20 protein-coding genes are annotated in these 16,379 nt (G+C 71.6%); 7 read left to right on the top strand and 13 right to left on the bottom strand.

Annotation, left to right across the window (positions count from 1 at the left end):
- Positions 1-2 precede the first annotated feature (2 nt).
- The gene (locus AC21LY_RS06575) at positions 3-350 is read left to right on the top strand and encodes a hypothetical protein (RefSeq protein WP_489045546.1); all 348 of its coding nucleotides are present in this window, start codon (positions 3-5) and stop codon (positions 348-350) included.
- Positions 351-353: 3 nt separating this feature from the next.
- Here AC21LY_RS06575 and AC21LY_RS06570 read toward each other — a convergent pair whose 3' ends face one another.
- From AC21LY_RS06570 to AC21LY_RS06560, 3 genes are read right to left on the bottom strand one after another with little or no spacing between them, the layout of a single operon-like run.
- Entirely contained in the window at positions 354-1,400 is a 1,047-nt protein-coding gene (locus AC21LY_RS06570; protein ID WP_489045545.1) for an NAD(P)-dependent alcohol dehydrogenase, read from the bottom strand.
- Positions 1,401-1,429: 29 nt separating this feature from the next.
- Complete coding sequence (locus tag AC21LY_RS06565; protein WP_489045544.1) at positions 1,430-2,566, bottom strand: sensor histidine kinase; 1,137 nt, start codon at positions 2,564-2,566, stop codon at positions 1,430-1,432.
- Positions 2,566-3,252, bottom strand: coding sequence for a response regulator transcription factor (locus AC21LY_RS06560; RefSeq protein WP_489045543.1), 687 nt, complete (start codon positions 3,250-3,252; stop codon positions 2,566-2,568). Before AC21LY_RS06560 ends, AC21LY_RS06565 begins: the two co-directional genes overlap by 1 nt.
- A gap of 165 nt (positions 3,253-3,417) precedes the next feature.
- Here AC21LY_RS06560 and AC21LY_RS06555 point away from each other — a divergent pair, with 165 nt between their 5' ends.
- Both AC21LY_RS06555 and AC21LY_RS06550 read left to right on the top strand, forming a co-directional pair.
- The gene (locus tag AC21LY_RS06555) at positions 3,418-3,876 is read left to right on the top strand and encodes a DM13 domain-containing protein (protein WP_489045542.1); all 459 of its coding nucleotides are present in this window, start codon (positions 3,418-3,420) and stop codon (positions 3,874-3,876) included.
- Positions 3,873-4,364, top strand: a complete 492-nt coding sequence (locus AC21LY_RS06550; RefSeq protein WP_489045541.1) for a hypothetical protein — start codon at positions 3,873-3,875, stop codon at positions 4,362-4,364. The genes AC21LY_RS06555 and AC21LY_RS06550 overlap by 4 nt, the downstream gene beginning before the upstream one ends.
- On the opposite strand, the gene nadC is transcribed toward AC21LY_RS06550, so the two are convergent.
- The 3 genes from nadC to nadA are packed head-to-tail and all read right to left on the bottom strand — an operon-like array spanning position 4,321 to position 7,708.
- Positions 4,321-5,184: a carboxylating nicotinate-nucleotide diphosphorylase gene (gene nadC / locus AC21LY_RS06545; protein ID WP_489045540.1), complete on the bottom strand. Its 864-nt coding sequence runs from the start codon at positions 5,182-5,184 to the stop codon at positions 4,321-4,323. The two genes, AC21LY_RS06550 and nadC, sit on opposite strands and share 44 nt — an antisense overlap.
- Positions 5,181-6,659: an L-aspartate oxidase gene (gene nadB / locus AC21LY_RS06540; protein WP_489045539.1), complete on the bottom strand. Its 1,479-nt coding sequence runs from the start codon at positions 6,657-6,659 to the stop codon at positions 5,181-5,183. The genes nadC and nadB overlap by 4 nt, the downstream gene beginning before the upstream one ends.
- Positions 6,656-7,708, bottom strand: a complete 1,053-nt coding sequence (gene nadA, locus AC21LY_RS06535; protein WP_489045538.1) for a quinolinate synthase NadA — start codon at positions 7,706-7,708, stop codon at positions 6,656-6,658. The genes nadB and nadA overlap by 4 nt, the downstream gene beginning before the upstream one ends.
- A gap of 50 nt (positions 7,709-7,758) precedes the next feature.
- Between nadA and AC21LY_RS06530 the strand changes: the two genes are divergently transcribed.
- Entirely contained in the window at positions 7,759-8,484 is a 726-nt protein-coding gene (locus tag AC21LY_RS06530) for an NUDIX hydrolase (RefSeq protein WP_489045537.1), read from the top strand.
- A gap of 30 nt (positions 8,485-8,514) precedes the next feature.
- Here AC21LY_RS06530 and AC21LY_RS06525 read toward each other — a convergent pair whose 3' ends face one another.
- Complete coding sequence (locus tag AC21LY_RS06525) at positions 8,515-9,468, bottom strand: acyl-ACP desaturase (RefSeq protein ID WP_489045976.1); 954 nt, start codon at positions 9,466-9,468, stop codon at positions 8,515-8,517.
- Between the two features lie 86 nt (positions 9,469-9,554).
- A complete protein-coding gene (locus AC21LY_RS06520; RefSeq protein WP_489045993.1) occupies positions 9,555-9,677 on the bottom strand; it encodes a hypothetical protein in 123 nt (40 codons plus the stop codon).
- Between AC21LY_RS06520 and AC21LY_RS06515 the strand changes: the two genes are divergently transcribed.
- The 3 genes from AC21LY_RS06515 (at position 9,676) to AC21LY_RS06505 (ending at position 12,282) form a co-directional block, all read left to right on the top strand.
- Positions 9,676-10,410 carry a hypothetical protein gene (locus AC21LY_RS06515; RefSeq protein WP_489045536.1) on the top strand — a complete coding sequence of 245 codons (735 nt, stop codon included), beginning with the start codon at positions 9,676-9,678 and terminating at the stop codon, positions 10,408-10,410. The two genes, AC21LY_RS06520 and AC21LY_RS06515, sit on opposite strands and share 2 nt — an antisense overlap.
- Positions 10,411-10,474: 64 nt before the next feature.
- Positions 10,475-11,623 (top strand): LLM class flavin-dependent oxidoreductase, encoded by a 1,149-nt coding sequence (locus tag AC21LY_RS06510; protein ID WP_489045535.1) that lies wholly within the window; start codon positions 10,475-10,477, stop codon positions 11,621-11,623.
- A gap of 2 nt (positions 11,624-11,625) precedes the next feature.
- Positions 11,626-12,282 (top strand): FMN reductase, encoded by a 657-nt coding sequence (locus tag AC21LY_RS06505; RefSeq protein ID WP_489045534.1) that lies wholly within the window; start codon positions 11,626-11,628, stop codon positions 12,280-12,282.
- A 105-nt stretch (positions 12,283-12,387) separates the two neighbouring features.
- Here AC21LY_RS06505 and AC21LY_RS06500 read toward each other — a convergent pair whose 3' ends face one another.
- The 5 genes from AC21LY_RS06500 to AC21LY_RS06480 form a co-directional block, all read right to left on the bottom strand.
- Positions 12,388-13,002, bottom strand: coding sequence for a hypothetical protein (locus AC21LY_RS06500; RefSeq protein WP_489045533.1), 615 nt, complete (start codon positions 13,000-13,002; stop codon positions 12,388-12,390).
- Between the two features lie 39 nt (positions 13,003-13,041).
- The gene (gene bsaP, locus AC21LY_RS06495; RefSeq protein WP_489045975.1) at positions 13,042-13,233 is read right to left on the bottom strand and encodes a biotin synthase auxiliary protein BsaP; all 192 of its coding nucleotides are present in this window, start codon (positions 13,231-13,233) and stop codon (positions 13,042-13,044) included.
- A 23-nt stretch (positions 13,234-13,256) separates the two neighbouring features.
- A complete protein-coding gene (gene bioB / locus AC21LY_RS06490; protein ID WP_489045532.1) occupies positions 13,257-14,264 on the bottom strand; it encodes a biotin synthase BioB in 1,008 nt (335 codons plus the stop codon).
- A gap of 114 nt (positions 14,265-14,378) precedes the next feature.
- Entirely contained in the window at positions 14,379-15,092 is a 714-nt protein-coding gene (bioD, locus tag AC21LY_RS06485) for a dethiobiotin synthase (RefSeq protein WP_489045531.1), read from the bottom strand.
- Positions 15,089-16,270, bottom strand: a complete 1,182-nt coding sequence (locus AC21LY_RS06480; protein ID WP_489045530.1) for an 8-amino-7-oxononanoate synthase — start codon at positions 16,268-16,270, stop codon at positions 15,089-15,091. The genes bioD and AC21LY_RS06480 overlap by 4 nt, the downstream gene beginning before the upstream one ends.
- Between the last annotated feature and the right edge of the window lie 109 nt (positions 16,271-16,379).

The raw sequence follows: 16,379 nt of genomic DNA, 5'->3' as shown, positions 1-16,379 counted from the left end.
CCATGGGACAGCACGTCACCGAACTCGCGGGAGTCACGGCGATCCTCGACACGATTCCCACCCTGACGCGGGACCAACTCGCGACGGCCGGGAACACCGAGGTAGCGGACTCCGAATCCCGGCAGATGGCCGTCGAACTCGTCTCCGCGCTCTACAACGCGCGGGATGCGATCGACGTGAAGAAGGCCATCGAGGAGGCCGTCGCCCCGCTCGAGTTGGGCGGGCACGACGCGCAGCACCTCGAGGCCCTCGCCGGCGACGCCGCCTTCGCGGCCCTGCTGCTGGCGCAGGACGCGGGGCAGAGCATCGCCGGCGCGCTCACCGCACCGTGGAAGTCGGTCGTCTCCTAGGAGTCAGAGCGTGGCGGTGTCGATCACGAAGCGGTACCGCACGTCCGAGGCGATCACGCGCTCGTAGGCCTCGTTGATCTGGTCCGCGGAGATCAGCTCGATCTCCGCGCCGATGCCGTGCTCGGCGCAGAAGTCGAGCATCTCCTGGGTCTGCGCGATGCCGCCGATCATCGAGCCGGCGAAGCTGCGGCGGTTACGGGTCAGGTCGAAGACGTTGACGGGCACCGGGTGCTCCGGCAGGCCGACCTCGACCAACGTGCCGTCGACGGCGAGCATGCCGAAGTACGGGTGCATGTCCAGGTTCGCCGAGACGGTGTTGATGATGACGTCGAAGTGGTTGCGCAAGACCTTGAAGGTGTCCGGGTCGGACGTGGCGTAGTAGTGCGAGGCGCCGAGGCGCAGGCCGTCCTCCATCTTCTTGAGGGACTGGCTCAGGACGGTCACCTCGGCGCCCATCGCGGCGGCGAGCTTGACGCCCATGTGGCCGAGGCCGCCCAGGCCGATGATGGCGACCTTGCTCCCGGGGCCCACGTTCCAGTGCCGCAGCGGGCTGAACAGCGTGATACCCGCGCAGAGCAGCGGCGCGGCGGCCGCGTAGTCGATGCTCTCGGGCACGCGCAGCACGTAGTTCTCGTCGACGACGATCCCCGTCGAGTAGCCGCCCTGCGTGGGCTGCCCGTCGCGGCCCTTCGCGTTGTAGGTCCCGACCATGCCGCGCTCGCAGTACTGCTCCTCGCCGCGCAGGCAGGCGGCGCACTCGCGGCAGGAGTCGACGAAACAGCCGACGCCGACCCGGTCGCCGACCTTGAACTTCGTCACCTCGGAGCCGACGGCCGTCACCTCGCCCGCGATCTCGTGGCCCGGCACCACCGGGTAGCGGGCGGGCCCCCACTCGCTGCGCACGGTGTGGATGTCGCTGTGGCAGATACCCGCGTAGCGCACCGCGATCTGCACGTCGTGCGGCCCGGGGTCGCGGCGTTCGACGGTCATCGGCTGCAGCGGCTCGGTGGCGGAGGTGGCCCCATATGCGTTGACGATCATGTTTCCCATTGTGCGCCCTTCTAAGTAGCGGGGTGCAGTCAGCCCTCCGCTGCGGGCAGCGTCACGTCGAGCCGGAAGCCCTCCGCGGTGCGACGCGCGGCGACGGAGCCACCGTGCGCCTCGACGATGCCGCGGACGATCGCGAGCCCGAGTCCCGCTCCCGACGGGGCGCCGGCACCGTCGGACCTGGCGGCATCGGCCCGCCAGCCGACGTCGAACATCCTGCCGAGGTCCTCGACGGCGACGCCCGGTCCCTGGTCGAGGACGCTGAGCACCAGTCGGCCGTCGTCCAGCGAGTCCGCCCGGATCGGCACGACGCTGCCCTGCGGGGCGTGCCGCAGGCTGTTGGCCAGCAGATTTCCGACGACCCGGGTGAGCTCGCGCGGGTCGGCGAGGACGAGGTGGCCCTCGACGCCGTCCTGGGTGATCGTGATCCCCCGCCGCGCCGCCTCGGCGCGGCAGTCCGCGACGGCGTCGCTGACGAGGTCCAGCAGCACGACCGGCTCGGGATGCACCTGGAAGGTCCCGGTCTGGAGCTTCGACAGCTCGAACAGGTCCGAGACCATCGCGTTCAGCGTCTCGGCCTTACCGCGCAGCACACGCGCGTACTCCGCGGGGTCCGGTGCGGTCCCCTCGTCGAGGGCCTCGGCCATGGCCCGCACGCCGGCGAGCGGCGTCCGCAGGTCGTGCGAGATCCACGCGAAGAACTGCCGCCGCGCCGCATCCAGCTCGGCGACCCGCGCCCGGGCCTCCTCGAGGCGACGGGACGTCTCGGCGAGTTCCGCCGACACGGCGTCGAGCTCGACGACGCCGGTCCGGCGCGCTTGCACCACGGCTCCGTCGCCGACACTGCGGGTCGCCGAGCGCAGGTCCTTCAGCGACGATCCCACCGCCCGCGCCACGACGATCGGCGTGGCGACCACACTGCACACGGCGGAGGCGCCGATCACCCAGAGCAGCACCGTCAGGTCGTGCCCGGACAGGTACATCAGCAGGGCGATGGCCACCGTCGACGCCACCACCGACAGCAGCGCTCCCCCCAGGGCGACGGCGGCGCGCAGGGCGAGCGGCGCTCTCGGCGTCAGGCGCAGCACGACCACCACGCCCGCTGTCACGATCGCCGTCACGAGCAGGGCGGTGAGGACGATCTGGGCGAGCGCCGGAAGGGGCAGCATCAGGCACCGCCGTCGAACCGGTAGCCCGCGCCCCACTCCGTGCGCAGGTACGCCGGGCTCCGCGGATCGTCCTCGATCTTCTCGCGCAGCCGGCGCACGTGCACCGTGACGGTCGACGGGTCCCCGAAGCCCCAGCGCCAGACCTCGCGCAGGATCTCGTCGCGGCTGATCACCCGTCCGGGGTTGCGCACCAGGTAGACCAGCAGTTCGTACTCCCTGGTGGTCAAGGAGATCTCCCGGTCCCGGACCCAGGCCCGACGGTGCTCGGCGTCGATCCGGAACCGGCCGGCCTCGATGATCAGGTCGCGCACCGACGGTGCGCTGCGCCGCAGCTGCGCGTTGACCCGCAGCTGCAGCTCGCGCAGGGAGAAGGGTTTCGCGAGGTAGTCGTCGGCGCCGTTCTCGAGTCCGTCGATGCGGTTCTCGACGCCGTCGAGCGCGGTGAGCATGATGATCGGCACCTGGGACAGTTCCCGGACCCGCCGGCACACCTCGTCGCCGCCGAGCCCCGGGAGCATCCGGTCGAGGACGAGCAGGTCGGGGGGATCGGCCTGGAACGCCTCCCACGCCTGCATGCCGTCGCGGTGCGCGGCCACGCGGCACCCGGCGAGGCGCAGGTGGTCGACGACCACGGTGCGCACCGCGGGATCGTCCTCGACGACCATGACCCGGGCACCGTCCTTCATGCCGACGAGCGTAGGCGGCGGTCCGGCCGTGTGCCGAAACCCTTACGGAACTGCAATGTGCCTTACCGCGCTGACACTCTCCTATCGCCGTGCACCGGACCGCGGTTGACTCGGCCAGGAGCCGGCGCACAGGCCGCCGGCACTCTCGCAGAAGGAGATTCGATCATGCGCGTATCCCACCTCAGCACCGCCGCGGTCACCGTCGCCCTGGGCCTGGCCCTCACCGCCTGCGGAGGCCAGAAGGACATGTCCGCCGCGCCGGCCACACCGTCGGCCACCATGTCGATGTCGATGGCCATGCCCGCGACGTCCGCTCCGATGTCGACCGCCACCTTCGAGGGCAGGAACGGCAAGAAGGTGATGGGCACCGCGACGATCGACGGCGCCACGATCGAGCTCGCCGGGTACTCCTCCGACGAGGGCCCCGACCTGCACCTCTACCTGACGAACGGCACGTCCGAGGCCGATGTCAAGGGCGGCGTCCGGCTCGGCGCGATCGCCTACGACAAGGCCGTGCAGAGCTTCACCGTGCCGTCGGGGACGACGGCATCGTCGTACCGGTACCTGGTGGTGCACTGCGACAAGGCGCAGGCCGTCTTCGGCGCCGCCGTGCTGGCCCGATGATCTCGCAGGCGGTGCGCGGGAGGCTCACACCGGCGGCGACGGTCGTGGCCGTCGCCGCGCGGCTCGTGCTCGGCGCGCTGTGGTTGCACGAGGGGTACGTCAAGTACCACGCGGGATTCGGCCGGTCCGACATCCTGCTGGTGGTCGACAGTGCCGCCCAGAACCCACGCGTCCCGGCGGCCTTCGGGTGGTTCACGGCCCACGTGATGGGCGTGCTGCCCGGGCTGTTCGGGCTGATGGTCCCGCTGACCGAGACGGCCCTCGGAGTCGCGGCCCTGCTCGGTCTCCTCCCGCGGGTGACCGCCCTCATCGCGACGGCGCTGCTCTGCTCGTACTGGCTGTCGGATCAGCTCGTCGTGCAGTACCCCGTCATGGTGGCTCTGGCCGCGATCGTGCTCGCCGCCGGCGGGCTCGCGAGCCGCTGGTCGGTCCCGGAGTTCGTGGCTACATATCGAGTCCGAGATCGAGGGCCCGCACCGAGTGCGTGAGCGCACCCACCGCCAGGTAGTCGACGCCGGTCCGCGCGTAGTCCGCGGCGACGTCGAGGGTCAGGCCCCCGGACGACTCCAGTTTCGTGCGCGGAGCCAGCTTCTTCCGGCGCTGCACCGCGGACTGCGTCATCCACAGCGGCATGTTGTCCAGGAGCACCAGATCGACGCCGAGCGCGAAGGCCTCGTCGAGCTGTTCGAGCGAGTCCACCTCGACCTCGAGCGGCACGCCGGGCGACCTGCGGCGCACGGCCTCCACGGCCGCGGTCACCGAGCCCGCGGCGACCACGTGGTTGTCCTTGATCAGCGCGGCGTCACCGAGCCCCATCCGGTGGTTGACTCCCCCGCCGGCGCGGACGGCGTACTTCTGCAGGACCCGCAGGCCGGGCAGCGTCTTGCGACTGTCACGGATCTTGGTCTCGGTGCCCTCGACCTCGTCGACCCACGCCGCGGTGGCCGTCGCGATGCCGGACAGATGGGTCAGCACGTTGAGCATCGTGCGCTCCGCCGTGAGCAGCGCCCGGGTCGGCGCCTCGATCGCCATCACCACATCGCCCGGGGAGACGACGGTGCCGTCGGCGATCTTCGCCGGCACGCGGTAGTTGCCGGGGCCGACGACCTCGTCGAGCACCCATTCCGCGACCGGCACGCCCGCCAGCACCCCGTGCTCCCGGCTGACCACTCTGGCGAGGACGGCGGCACCGTCGGGCACGGTGGCCTCGCTGGTCACGTCCGGTCCGTACCGGAGGTCCTCGTCGAGCGCGGTGCGGATGAGGCGCACCACCTCGGCGCGGTCGGGCTCCAGCGTCAGCTCGGTCACGAACGTACCTCCACTACCTCACTCATGGACTCCTGCCGGGCCAGGGCCTGGCCCGCCATCCGTCGTGCCACCGCGGTGAGCACGGCGTCCTCCCGGTCCCGGGACGATACCGCGGGTGCGTCGACGACGAAGCCGGGATCCGCCAGGGACTCCATCAGGCCGGACAGTCCCTCGACGGTCCGCCGCACCCCGCACGAGCGGGTCATCGCGTCCTGGAGCGCCTCGCGCTCCGCACGGGCCGGCGGGGGCGCGATCTCGCGCACGGCGCCGCCCGGCAGCGCCGGCGCATCCTGTGCGGCCACCGCGACGCGCAGGCCCATCACCAGGGCCTCGAGCAGGCTGTTCGAGGCCAGCCGGTTCGCGCCGTGCAGGCCGGTGTGCGCGACCTCGCCGGCGGCGTACAGGCCCGGCACCGTCGTGGCGCCGAACAGGTCTGTGACCACGCCTCCGCACAGGTAGTGCGCGCCGGGCACCACGGGGATCAGGTCGGTCTGCGGGTCCAGGCCGGCGGCCCGGACGGCCGCGGTCACCGTCGGGAAGCGCCGCGCGACGTCGGGGATCATCGTGGCGTCGAGGTAGACGCACGGCGCGCCCGTGCGCTCCATCGCGTCGGTGACCGCGCGGGCCACCACGTCGCGGGGCGCGAGGTCGCCCATCGGGTGGGCGCCGTCCATGACGGCGTCGCCGTGCGCGTCGACGAGGTGCGCCCCCTCGCCGCGGACGGCTTCGGAGATCAGCGGGCGCCGGCCGCGCGCGCCCGGCGTGTAGAGCATGGTCGGGTGGAACTGGACGAACTCGAGTTCGCGCACGTCCGCGCCGGCGGCCGCGGCGAGGGCGATGCCGTCGCCGGTGGCGCCGAGCGGGTTGGTCGTGCTTGAGAACAGATGTCCGGCGCCGCCGGTGGCCAGCAGGACAGTGCGCCCGAAGGCGTCGCCCTCGGCCGTCCGGACGCCGACGATGCGGTCACCGTCGGCGAGCAGGGCGTACGCCTGCGCGGGGCGGGCGGTGATGCCGGGCCGCGACTTCGCCGCCTCGGTGAGCGCGCGCTGCACCTCGGCGCCGGTCGCGTCGCCGCCGGCGTGAATGATCCGCGAGACGGTGTGGCCGCCCTCGCGCGTGCGCTTCAGACGACCGTCCAGCCGGCGGTCGAACTGCGCGCCCCAGCCGATCAGCCGGTCGACGGCGGCGGGGCCGTCCGCCAGGATCGACCGGGCCGCGACGACGTCCACCAGCGGCCCGCCGGCCGCGACGGTGTCGGCGACGTGCCGCTCGACCGAATCGGGCTCATCGGACCGGTCCGCAGTGTCCACTACGGCGATGCCGCCCTGGGCGTACGCCGTCGAGGTCGACGGTGCGCCCCCGATCGACGGCTTGTACAGCACCGTCACCGTCAGTCCGGCGTCGGCCGCCGCGACCGCCGCGGTGAGGCCCGCGACCCCGGCGCCGACGACGAGCAGGTCGGCAGGACCGGTCATTCCCCGCCGCCGGGCTGCCCGATCCCGATCATCCGGGTGACGGCCTTGCGGCCCGCATCGGCCATCGCGGTGTCGACGAAGACCTCGTCCCTGCCCTCGACGAGGCACCGCAGCAGCGCGGCGGGGGTGATCATCTTCATGTACTTGCACAAGGCGCGGTCGTTGACGGCGCGGAAGTCGACGCCGGGCGCCGCCCTCCGGAGCTGGTGCAGCATGCCGACCTCGGTGGCCACCAGGACCTCGCGCGCACCGGTCTCGCGGGCGGCGTCGAGCATGCCGCCGGTCGAGAGGATCTTGACGCGATCGTCGGGGACGGCGCCCTCCCCGGCCAGGTACAGCGCAGAGGTCGCGCAACCGCACTCCGGGTGCACGTACAGGTCGGCGTCCGGGTGGGCCTTGGCCTGCGCGGCCAGCTCGTCGCCGTTGATGCCGGCGTGCACGTGGCACTCGCCCGCCCAGATGTGCATGTTCTGCCGCCCGGTCACCCGCTTGACGTGCGCGCCGAGGAACTGGTCCGGCAGGAACAGGATCTCGGTGTCCTCGGGGATCGACTGCACCACCTCGACCGCGTTCGACGACGTGCAGCAGATGTCGGTGAGCGCCTTCACCTCGGCGGTGGTGTTGACGTACGAGACGACGACGGCACCGGGGTGCTCGTCCTTCCACTCCTGCAGCTCGACGGCCTTGATCGAATCGGCCAGCGAGCAGCCGGCGCGCTGGTCGGGGATGAGCACCGTCTTCTCGGGGCTGAGGATCTTCGCGGTCTCCGCCATGAAGTGGACGCCGCAGAAGACGATCGTCGAAGTCGAGACCTCCGCGGCGATGCGGGAGAGGGCCAGCGAGTCGCCCACGAAGTCGGCGACGTCCTGGATGGCCGGCAGCTCGTAGTTGTGCGCGAGGATCGTGGCGTCGCGGAGCTTCGCGAGGCGCGTGACCTCGGCGGCCCATTCCCGGTCGCCGTCGACGCCGGTGTACATGCCACCGCCCTCGACGATCCGGTCGTAGAGGGGCGAGCTGAATCCGGTGGCGGCGGACGTGGCTGTGGTCATCGCGGCGCCTCCCTTTCTGGTCGGGACATTTATCGACCTATGATCGATATATGGCCGATGCTAGCACCGCTCCCCCACAGCGTGTCGCACACGAAGTCCTCTCCGTCGTGTTCCGGGTCACAGCGCCGGCCGGGCAGGCCGGCGCGGCGGGCACGCTCGAGGTACTGCTGTGGCAGCGCGCGATGGCCCCCGACCAGGGCGCATGGTCGCTACCGGGAGGCCTTCTCGACCCCCGCGAGGACCTCCCGACCAGCGCCCGCCGCCTGCTCGCGGAGAAGGTCGACCTCACGGAGGTCGCGCACCTCGAGCAGTTCGCCGAGTTCTCCGACCCGCACCGCGTGCCCGCGGGCGCCGGCGCGGACCGGACGCTCGCGTCGGTCTTCCTCGGCCTCGTTCGGTCCGGCACGGACCCGCGCCTGCCCGACGACACGACGTGGCACCCCGTCGAAGCGCTGCCGACGATGGCCTTCGACCACGCCGCGATGGTGCACCGGGCCCGCGCGCGCCTCGCGGCGCGGCTGTCCTACTCGAACATCGGCTTCGCGCTGGCTCCGCGCGCCTTTCCCGTCTCCCAGCTGCGCGACGTCTACGTCGCCGTCCTCGGCTATCCCGTGGACGCGACGAACCTGCTGCGCATCCTCTCTCGCCGCTCGGTGATCACCGCGACGGGCGAAACCGGCCAGGTCACCCGCGGCCGCCCGCCGGCCCTGTACCGGTTCACCGACTCCTACCTGCGGATCACCGACGAGTTCGCGACGCTCCGCCCGCCGGGCTGACGGGGCGCGGTACCGTCGGGCTCGCGGACGTCAGGCGGACTTGCGAGCCGCGCGCGCCTTCTCCCGCTCGACCGCGCGGGCCCGGGCCTCCTCGAACCGCACGACGTCCGCCTCCAGCTTCTCCATGTAGCGGCCGAGCTCGTCGCGGTACTCCTCGCCCGCCGCGGAGACGTCGGTGCGGTCGAAGAGCCCCCAGATCTTGAAGATGGGCTTGAGCACGTCATCGAGGTGCTGCCGGAGGTCGTAGATGCCGTGCTTGACCATGAGCACGCCGTTGCGCCGGAAGTCCGGCTTGCCCTCGCCCGGCATGGCGAAGTTGGTCGTGACCTTGGCGATCGACTTGAGCACCTCGTCGGGCTCGATGTCGAGAGCGGCCGCCGTGAGATTGCGGTAGAAGATCATGTGCAGGTTCTCGTCGGTCGCGATCCGCTTGAGCAGCGCGTCCGCGACGGGCTCGTCGCACACCCGCGCCGTCTGACGGTGACTCACGCGCGTCGCGAGCTCCTGGATCGTCACGTACACGACCTGGTCGAGAACGCCACCGAACTCCTCGGGGGCGTTCACGCCGAGCTCCAGGTGCGTCATCCGGTCGCGCTCGAGCTTGACCGGATCGACGGACCGCGTCACAAGTAGGTAGTCGCGCATCGCGATGGCGTGCCGGTTCTCCTCCGCCGTCCAGCGGCCGACCCAGGTGCCCCAGGCACCGTCGAGAGAGAAGTTGTCGGCGATCGTGCGGTGGTAGGACGGGAGATTGTCCTCGGTCAGCAGATTGGTGATCATCGCGACGCGGGCGACCTCGGACAGCGGCGACTGCCCGAGTTCCCAGTCCACGCCGCCGAGCGCGGCGAAGTTGCGGCCATCGCTGAACGGCACGTAATCGTGCGGGTGCCAGTCCTTCGCCACGCGGAGGTGGCGGTTGATGTTGTCCTCCACCACGGGCTCGAGCTCGGTGAGCAGTTGCAGGTCGGTCAGTGTCGACATGATCAGCGCCTCGGTCGGGAAACGAACGTCCTCGATGGTAGGGCAGCGGTACGGCAGGCGCAGGCGAACGCGTCGTACAAGAACCCTCGTTAACCCTCGTTGCCGACGACGCCCGCACCGTCGCGCCCGCTCGGCAGCCGGCCGGCGGACGGGCGGGCGAGGTCGTACTGCGCGAGAATCCTCGTACCAGACACCGAGCCCGGGAGCAGCATGACCACACCGTCCGCGGATCGATCCACTGAGTCCGCGCAATCCGCTCAATCCGCCGAGATCGCCGCCGACGAGACCGGTGACGTCGCGCGGGGACTGAGCATCGGCGCCGGCGCGACGGTTCTTTTCCTGTTGCTGCGACTCCTCGCGGTGGCGGATTGGAACTGGAACACGGCGAGCGCGATCATGGCGGTGACCGACATCGACGGCGCGCTGACCATGTTCTTCGGCACGCTCATGGCCGACGCGGCGTTCACGGGAGCGCTCGTGGTCCTCCTACTGCCGCTCACCCTGCTCACCCTGGTGTGGCCGCTGCGCGGCATTCGCAGATCCGCCGTCGACACCGGCCTGATGCTCGCCCTGTTGATCGCCGCCGCCGCTGCACTCTCGGCCACGTACCGCTACGTCTGGGTGCCGATCGGTGCCGTCGTGGTGGGCATCGCGCTCGTCGCGATGCGCCTGTCCTGGCGGCGCGGCCGGCTCAAGCGGCTCATCGATCTGGTGTTCCGGCGCGTCTCGATGATCACGGCGATCGGCCTGCTCGCGCTCGCCGCCCTGGTCGACACGCCGTGGGTGCCGCTCGAGGACGTCGTGACGACGACGGGGACCGTCCACGGCTACGTCCTCAAGGCCGAGCCCGGCTTCCTGACAGTGCTCACCGAACCGGACCGCGAGGTCCGCATCATCACCACGGCCGACGTGCTCGAACGTCGCGAGCCCACCGAGGGAACATAATCGGACCCCGGTCCGTTACAGTGCTCGAAGGGTCCGGAAGGGACCCGTTCGGGAAGGACAGGCCATGCAGTTCGGAGTCTTCACCGTCGGCGATCTGAGCGCCGACCCCACCACCGGGAAGACGATCAGCGAGCACGAGCGGATCGAGGTCATGACCGCCGTCGCGCTCAAGGCCGAGGAAGTGGGCCTCGAGGTCTTCGCCGCGGGCGAGCACCACAACCCGCCGTTCGTACCGAGTTCCCCCACCACGCTGCTCGGATACATCGCCGCAAAGACCGACAAGCTTCTGCTCAGCACCTCAACGACGCTCATCACCACCAACGATCCGGTGAAGATCGCCGAGGACTACGCGATGCTGCAGCACCTCGCGAACGGACGCGTGGATCTCACGCTGGGCCGCGGCAACACCGGCCCCGTGTACCCCTGGTTCGGCAAGGACATCCGCCAGGGCATCCCGCTGGCCGTCGAGAACTACCACCTGCTGCGCCGGCTGTGGCGCGAGCCCGTCGTGGACTGGGAGGGCCGGTTCCGCACCCCGCTGCAGAGCTACACCTCGACGCCCGCACCGCTGGACGGCACGCCGCCCTTCGTCTGGCACGGCTCGATCCGCTCGCCGGAGATCGCCGAACAGGCGGCCTTCTACGGCGACGGCTTCTTCCACAACAACATCTTCTGGAACAAGGAGCACACCGAGCAGATGGTGAATCTGTACCGGCAGCGCTTCGAGCACTACGGGCACGGCTCCGCCGATCAGGCGATCGTCGGCCTCGGCGGTCACGTCTTCATCGGCGACACCGAGGCGGAGGCCAAGCGCCGGTTCCGGCCCTACTTCGATAACGCGCCCGTCTACGGCCACGGGCCGTCGATGGAGGAGTTCGAGGCGATGACGCCGCTCACCGTGGGCACCGTCGATCAGGTCATCGAGAAGACCCTGGCCTTCGCCGACTACGCGGGCGACTACCAGCGGCAGCTGTTCATCGCGGACCACGCGGGGCTCCCGCTGGAGATGGTGCTCGAGCAGATCGAGATCCTCGGGACCCAGGTGGTGCCGGTGCTGCGCAAGGAGTTCGAGCTGCGCCGACCCGCCCACGTGCCCTCGGATCCGCCGACGCACGAGTCGCTCGTCGCGGCCGGGCCGGATTCCCCGCACCACCTGGTGCTCCCGGCCCAGGACCGCGTCGCGCAGGATCTCGTCGCCGCGAAGGAGGCCTGACGGTGTCCCGTTCCCTGGTCGTCGTTTCGGGCGGCGTGTCCGAGCCCTCGTCGACCCGACTGCTCGCAGATCAACTGGCCGACGCCACGCGAGCCGCGGTCTCGGCGCGCGGTGAGGCGCTGGAGGTGACCGTGATCGAGGTCCGCGAGCTGGCCCGCGACCTCGCGACGGTGATGACCACCGGCGTCGCCACGCCCGCGCTCACCGCGGCGAAGGACGCGATCTCGGCTGCGGATGCGCTGATCGCCGTGTCTCCGGTGTTCACCGCGAGCTACAGCGGCCTGTTCAAGATGTTCTTCGACGCCCTCGACCCCGACGCCCTCACCGGGGTGCCCGTGGTCGTGGCCGCCACGGCCGGGACGCCGCGGCACTCCCTGGTGCTCGATCACGCCCTGCGCCCGCTGTTCAGCTACCTCCGCGCGCAGATCATGCCGACCGGCGTCTTCGCCGCCACCGAGGACTTCGGTTCGTCGGAGCTCGCGGCCAGGATCTCTCGGTCCGGGGCGGAGCTCGCCGACGCGCTCGTCCAGGCCGACGGTGCCGTGGCCGGCTTCGGCGGCCCCTCGGACCTGGGCGCCCCGAAGCGGTCCGGGAAGACGACCGAGCTGGGCCCCGTCCCCGACTTCGCCGACCTGCTCCGCGGCCACACCGGCGATTGACCCGACCTCAGCTCGGCGCGTCCGTGTTGCGGGATCGAGACCGTCGCACCATGACCTACCGGGGCGGTGCCCCGCCTGACGCGACCGGCGTCGGGTCCGTGAAGGTCACAACGGCATAGCGCCTGGAACGCGCACCTCGTCGTCGAGTGCGGAACGCCGTGGCGCCTCGGCATCGTCGGGCAGCTTGCCAAGGAGGGCGAGGACGACGCAGCCCAGGGCGGCGAAGCCCGGCCAGACGAGGACGAGCACCCAGGAGGCGAGGTCGCCGAGGAAACCGCCGGAGTGGTCCGCCGGCGCGAAGACGTTCGCGCCGTTCAGCCGGATCTTCGGGGCGGCGGTGAAGTCGAGCCCCGGGGCGCCGGGCCCAGTGAATCGGGCGTCGACGACCGCCTGGCCGAGGACGACCGCGATCGCCACGCCGATCACAGCGGCGCCGAGCGTCATCGCCACGCCCCGCGGCGTGCGCCGCCGGCCGCGGAACAGGCCCACGGCGGTGAGCACGCCGCCTGCCGCGGAGATCGCGACGAACATCGCGGTCGCGACGAAGAAGTTGTCGAACTGGTCCGAACGGAGCACCGGCTGCCCGCTGCCCAGGACCACGCCGCTCACCCCCGGCACCGTCGTCCCCCAGACGAGAGCGGCGGCAGCGCCGAGGACGGCCCCGACCACGGCGGGGACGACCACCTGCGGGGTGGAGCGGGTCGACGTGTGAGTAGCCATCGCCGATCAGCCTATCGAGCGGACCTCTACGAGGCCGGTTCAGCGTTCCCCGCTCGACGAGTCGAGCTCGCCGTGGCGCGAGCACCGCGCCGTCCACCCGTGCGGGTGGACCTGGACGATCATCCGGCGCGCGCAGTACGTGCAGTACCGCGGCGGCTCGAGCCCGAGGAGGGCGGCGGTGAAGACGGGCGCCCCGTCGGCGAGCGGTTTGCCGGTGTAGACGTTGAACACCGGCTGCGGGTCGGCCACAGTGGTCACAGCGTCTCGTTGAGGGCCTTGATCGGCATCTTCAGCTCGCCGAGCAGGTCGAGATCGGTCTCGGCCGGACGCCCCAGGGTGGTGAGGTAGTTGCCCACGATCACGGCGTTGATGCCGCCGAGGATGCCCTTCTCCGCGCCCAGGTCGCCGAGGGTGATCTCGCGGCCGCCGGCGAACCGCAGAATGGTCCGCGGCAGCGCGAGCCGGAACGCGGCCACTGCCCGCAGCGCCTCGTTCGGCTCGAGCACGTCGAGGTCGCCGAAGGGCGTGCCGGGGCGCGGGTTGAGGAAGTTGAGCGGCACCTCGTCGGGCTCGAGCTCGGCGAGGTTCGCGGCGAACTCCGCCCGCTGCTCGAGCGTCTCCCCCATGCCGAGGATGCCGCCGCAGCAGACCTCCATGCCGGCCTCGCGGACCATGCGCAGGGTCTCCCAGCGCTCCTCCCACGAGTGGGTGGTCACGACCTTCGGGAAGTGCGAGCGCGAGGTCTCGAGGTTGTGGTTGTAGCGGTGCACGCCCATCGCCTTGAGCTCGTCGACCTGCTCCTGCGTGAGCATGCCGAGGCTGCAGGCGATCTGGATGTCGACCTCGTTGCGGATCGCCTCGATGCCCGCCGCCACCTGCGACATGAGCCGCTTGTCCGGCCCGCGCACGGCCGCGACGATGCAGAACTCGGTCGCACCCGTCTTCGCGGTCTGCTTCGCGGCCTCGACCAGCGACGGGATGTCGATCCACGCGGAGCGCACGGGCGACTCGAACAGGCCCGACTGGCTGCAGAAGTGGCAGTCCTCGGGGCAACCGCCGGTCTTGAGGCTGATGATGCCCTCGACCTCGACCTCGGGCCCGCACCACTTCATCCGCACCTCGTGCGCGAGCTGCAGGACCTCGTCGAGCTTCTCGTCGGGCAGCTGCAGCACCGCCAGCACCTGCTCCTGCGTCAGTCCCTCGCCGCGCTCGAGCACCTGCTCGCGCGCGACCTCGATGATGTCGGCCAGAACCCCGGTCATGTGAACTCCCTCGTCGGCTGTGCTCGGTCGGCTGCGGTCTGCGACACACCTACGCGTCGCGGGCTATCGAGCACTGTACAGCGTTCAATTCGTGAACGGTGTTCAAGGCTTCCATCACGCGATCCCCGTGTGCCGCGCCAGCCAGTCGGCGTCGAACCACGACGCGGCCTCGGCCCGGAACCGCTCCGGGCCGAGCCGGGGCGCACCGTCGGGGATCCTCCCCACGATCGGCACGCCCGTGACCTCCGGCAGGTCGATGACGTTGCACTGTTCGGCCAGGCCAGGGGCATCGGGCCAGCGGGCGAGCACGACGCCGGCGCACCGGACTCCCCCCGCCTCCAGCGCACGGGTCGTCAGTTCGGTGTGGTTGAGCGTGCCGAGCGCCGGATCGGCGACGACCACGACCGGGGCGCCGAGATCACGTGCCAGGTCGATCAGCGTGAACGGCGTTCCATCCTCGTCGACCCCGAGCCGCACCAGCACGCCGCCCGCCCCCTCCACGAGGACGGTTCCCTCCTGCGACCGGCACACCGTGGCGGCCTCGTCCCGCCCGAGCGGGGCCTTCCCGGCCCGACGGGCAGCGGTCAGCGGCGCGAGCGGCTCGGCGTACCTGCGGTGTTCGACGGTGACCGCTCCCGGCACGAGGCGCGCGACCTCGGCGGCATCGGACAGCTGACCGTCCTCGTCGCGCTCGGCACCGTCGGCGACCCCCGTCTGCGCGGGCTTGACGACGGTGACTGGCCCGCGCTCCAGGAGCGCTGCGGCGAGCGCGGCCGTGGCAACGGTCTTGCCGACCCCGGTGGAGGTGCCGGTGACGCAGACGATCATGCGACGGCCCGCCGGATCACGGCGACGGCGGTCGCGATCTCGGCGTCGGTGAGATCCGCGCGCACGGTGATCCGCAGGCGGGAAGTCCCCTCCGGCACCGACGGTGGCCGGAAGCAGCCGACGTGCACCCCCGCGGCCGCGCAGGCGTCCCGGGCCGCGACGGCGCGCTCGGGCTCGCCGAGCACCAGCGAGACGACTGCCGAGGTCGGCTCGGGTGCGCCGATGCCCTGCGCGAGGGTGCGGGCGCGATCGAGCACCCGGCCGGCGAGCGCGGGATCCGCACGCAGCTCCGCCAGGGCGGCCGCCGCCGCGGCGACCGCCGCCGGTGCCAGGCCGGTGTCGAAGATGAACGGACGCGCAGCGTCGACGAGGTGCGCGCGGACCCGCTCGGGACCGAGGACGACACCGCCCTGCGAGCCGAGCGCCTTGGACATGGTGGCCGTCACGACCAGGTCCGGTTCGCCCGCCAGGCCCAGCTCGTGCACCAGTCCCCGACCGCCGTCCCCGCGGACGCCCAGCCCGTGCGCCTCGTCGACCACGAGGGCCGCGCCATGGGCGCGGGCCGCCGCATGCAGCTCGGCAACGGGCGCGAGCACGCCGTCGGCGCTGTAGACCGAATCGGTGAGGACGATCGCACGCTCCTCGGCACGATCGGCGAGGGCGTCTCGAACGGCGTTCACGTCACCGCGCGGGGTGACGACGATCCGGGCGCGGGAGAGCCGGCAGGCATCGACGAGAGAGGCGTGCGATCCGCCGTCGGAGACGACGAGCGCGCCCCGGCCCGCGAGGGCGGTGACGACGCCGAGGTTGGCCAGGTAGCCGGAGGAGAAACACAGGGCCGACTCGGCGCCCACGAACTCGGCCAGGTCGCGCTCGAACTCCTCGTGCAGCTCGGTCGTGCCGGTGACCAGCCGCGATCCGGTCGCTCCGGCGCCCCAGACGCGGAGCGCATCCGCCGCGGCGTCGAGCACGCGGGGATGGCGACTGAGGCCCAGGTAGTCGTTCGAGGCGAGGTCCAGGCCCGGCTCGTCCGGGCGGCGGGCGGTCAGCGTGCGCCGCAGCCCCGCTTCGACGCGGTCGGCGGCGTAGCCGTCGAGCCAGCTGAGAGGGTCGACGTGGACACTCGCGCGAGCCGGAGCCTGAACACCCCGGCGGGCCGGGACTTGAACACCGTTCATGCTGCCACTGTAGCGCTGCGGTCGGCGGCCGGGATGAGACGCCAGTAGTGCGCGCGGCTCGGACCGTCGCCGGGCGGTCTCGACGCCCCGACGCGCAGGTCCGGGTCAT

Source organism: Tsukamurella sp. II2bb (genome assembly GCF_057815145.1).
This window is presented reverse-complemented; position numbering and strand designations above follow the sequence as displayed.

What these genes read in the sequence shown, in the direction of transcription:
- AC21LY_RS06570 (WP_489045545.1), bottom strand. Translation starts at nt 1,400, where the DNA reads ATGGGAAACATGATCGTCAACGCATATGGGGCCACCTCCGCCACCGAG.
- AC21LY_RS06560 (WP_489045543.1), bottom strand. Translation starts at nt 3,252, where the DNA reads ATGAAGGACGGTGCCCGGGTCATGGTCGTCGAGGACGATCCCGCGGTG.
- AC21LY_RS06510 (WP_489045535.1), top strand. Translation starts at nt 10,475, where the DNA reads ATGCAGTTCGGAGTCTTCACCGTCGGCGATCTGAGCGCCGACCCCACC.
- nadB (WP_489045539.1), bottom strand. Translation starts at nt 6,659, where the DNA reads ATGACCGGTCCTGCCGACCTGCTCGTCGTCGGCGCCGGGGTCGCGGGC.
- AC21LY_RS06575 (WP_489045546.1), top strand. Translation starts at nt 3, where the DNA reads ATGGGACAGCACGTCACCGAACTCGCGGGAGTCACGGCGATCCTCGAC.
- AC21LY_RS06515 (WP_489045536.1), top strand. Translation starts at nt 9,676, where the DNA reads ATGACCACACCGTCCGCGGATCGATCCACTGAGTCCGCGCAATCCGCT.
- bioD (WP_489045531.1), bottom strand. Translation starts at nt 15,092, where the DNA reads ATGATCGTCTGCGTCACCGGCACCTCCACCGGGGTCGGCAAGACCGTT.
- bioB (WP_489045532.1), bottom strand. Translation starts at nt 14,264, where the DNA reads ATGACCGGGGTTCTGGCCGACATCATCGAGGTCGCGCGCGAGCAGGTG.
- AC21LY_RS06550 (WP_489045541.1), top strand. Translation starts at nt 3,873, where the DNA reads ATGATCTCGCAGGCGGTGCGCGGGAGGCTCACACCGGCGGCGACGGTC.
- AC21LY_RS06555 (WP_489045542.1), top strand. Translation starts at nt 3,418, where the DNA reads ATGCGCGTATCCCACCTCAGCACCGCCGCGGTCACCGTCGCCCTGGGC.
- AC21LY_RS06500 (WP_489045533.1), bottom strand. Translation starts at nt 13,002, where the DNA reads ATGGCTACTCACACGTCGACCCGCTCCACCCCGCAGGTGGTCGTCCCC.
- AC21LY_RS06520 (WP_489045993.1), bottom strand. Translation starts at nt 9,677, where the DNA reads ATGCTGCTCCCGGGCTCGGTGTCTGGTACGAGGATTCTCGCGCAGTAC.
- AC21LY_RS06565 (WP_489045544.1), bottom strand. Translation starts at nt 2,566, where the DNA reads ATGCTGCCCCTTCCGGCGCTCGCCCAGATCGTCCTCACCGCCCTGCTC.
- AC21LY_RS06480 (WP_489045530.1), bottom strand. Translation starts at nt 16,270, where the DNA reads ATGAACGGTGTTCAAGTCCCGGCCCGCCGGGGTGTTCAGGCTCCGGCT.
- AC21LY_RS06530 (WP_489045537.1), top strand. Translation starts at nt 7,759, where the DNA reads ATGGCCGATGCTAGCACCGCTCCCCCACAGCGTGTCGCACACGAAGTC.
- nadA (WP_489045538.1), bottom strand. Translation starts at nt 7,708, where the DNA reads ATGACCACAGCCACGTCCGCCGCCACCGGATTCAGCTCGCCCCTCTAC.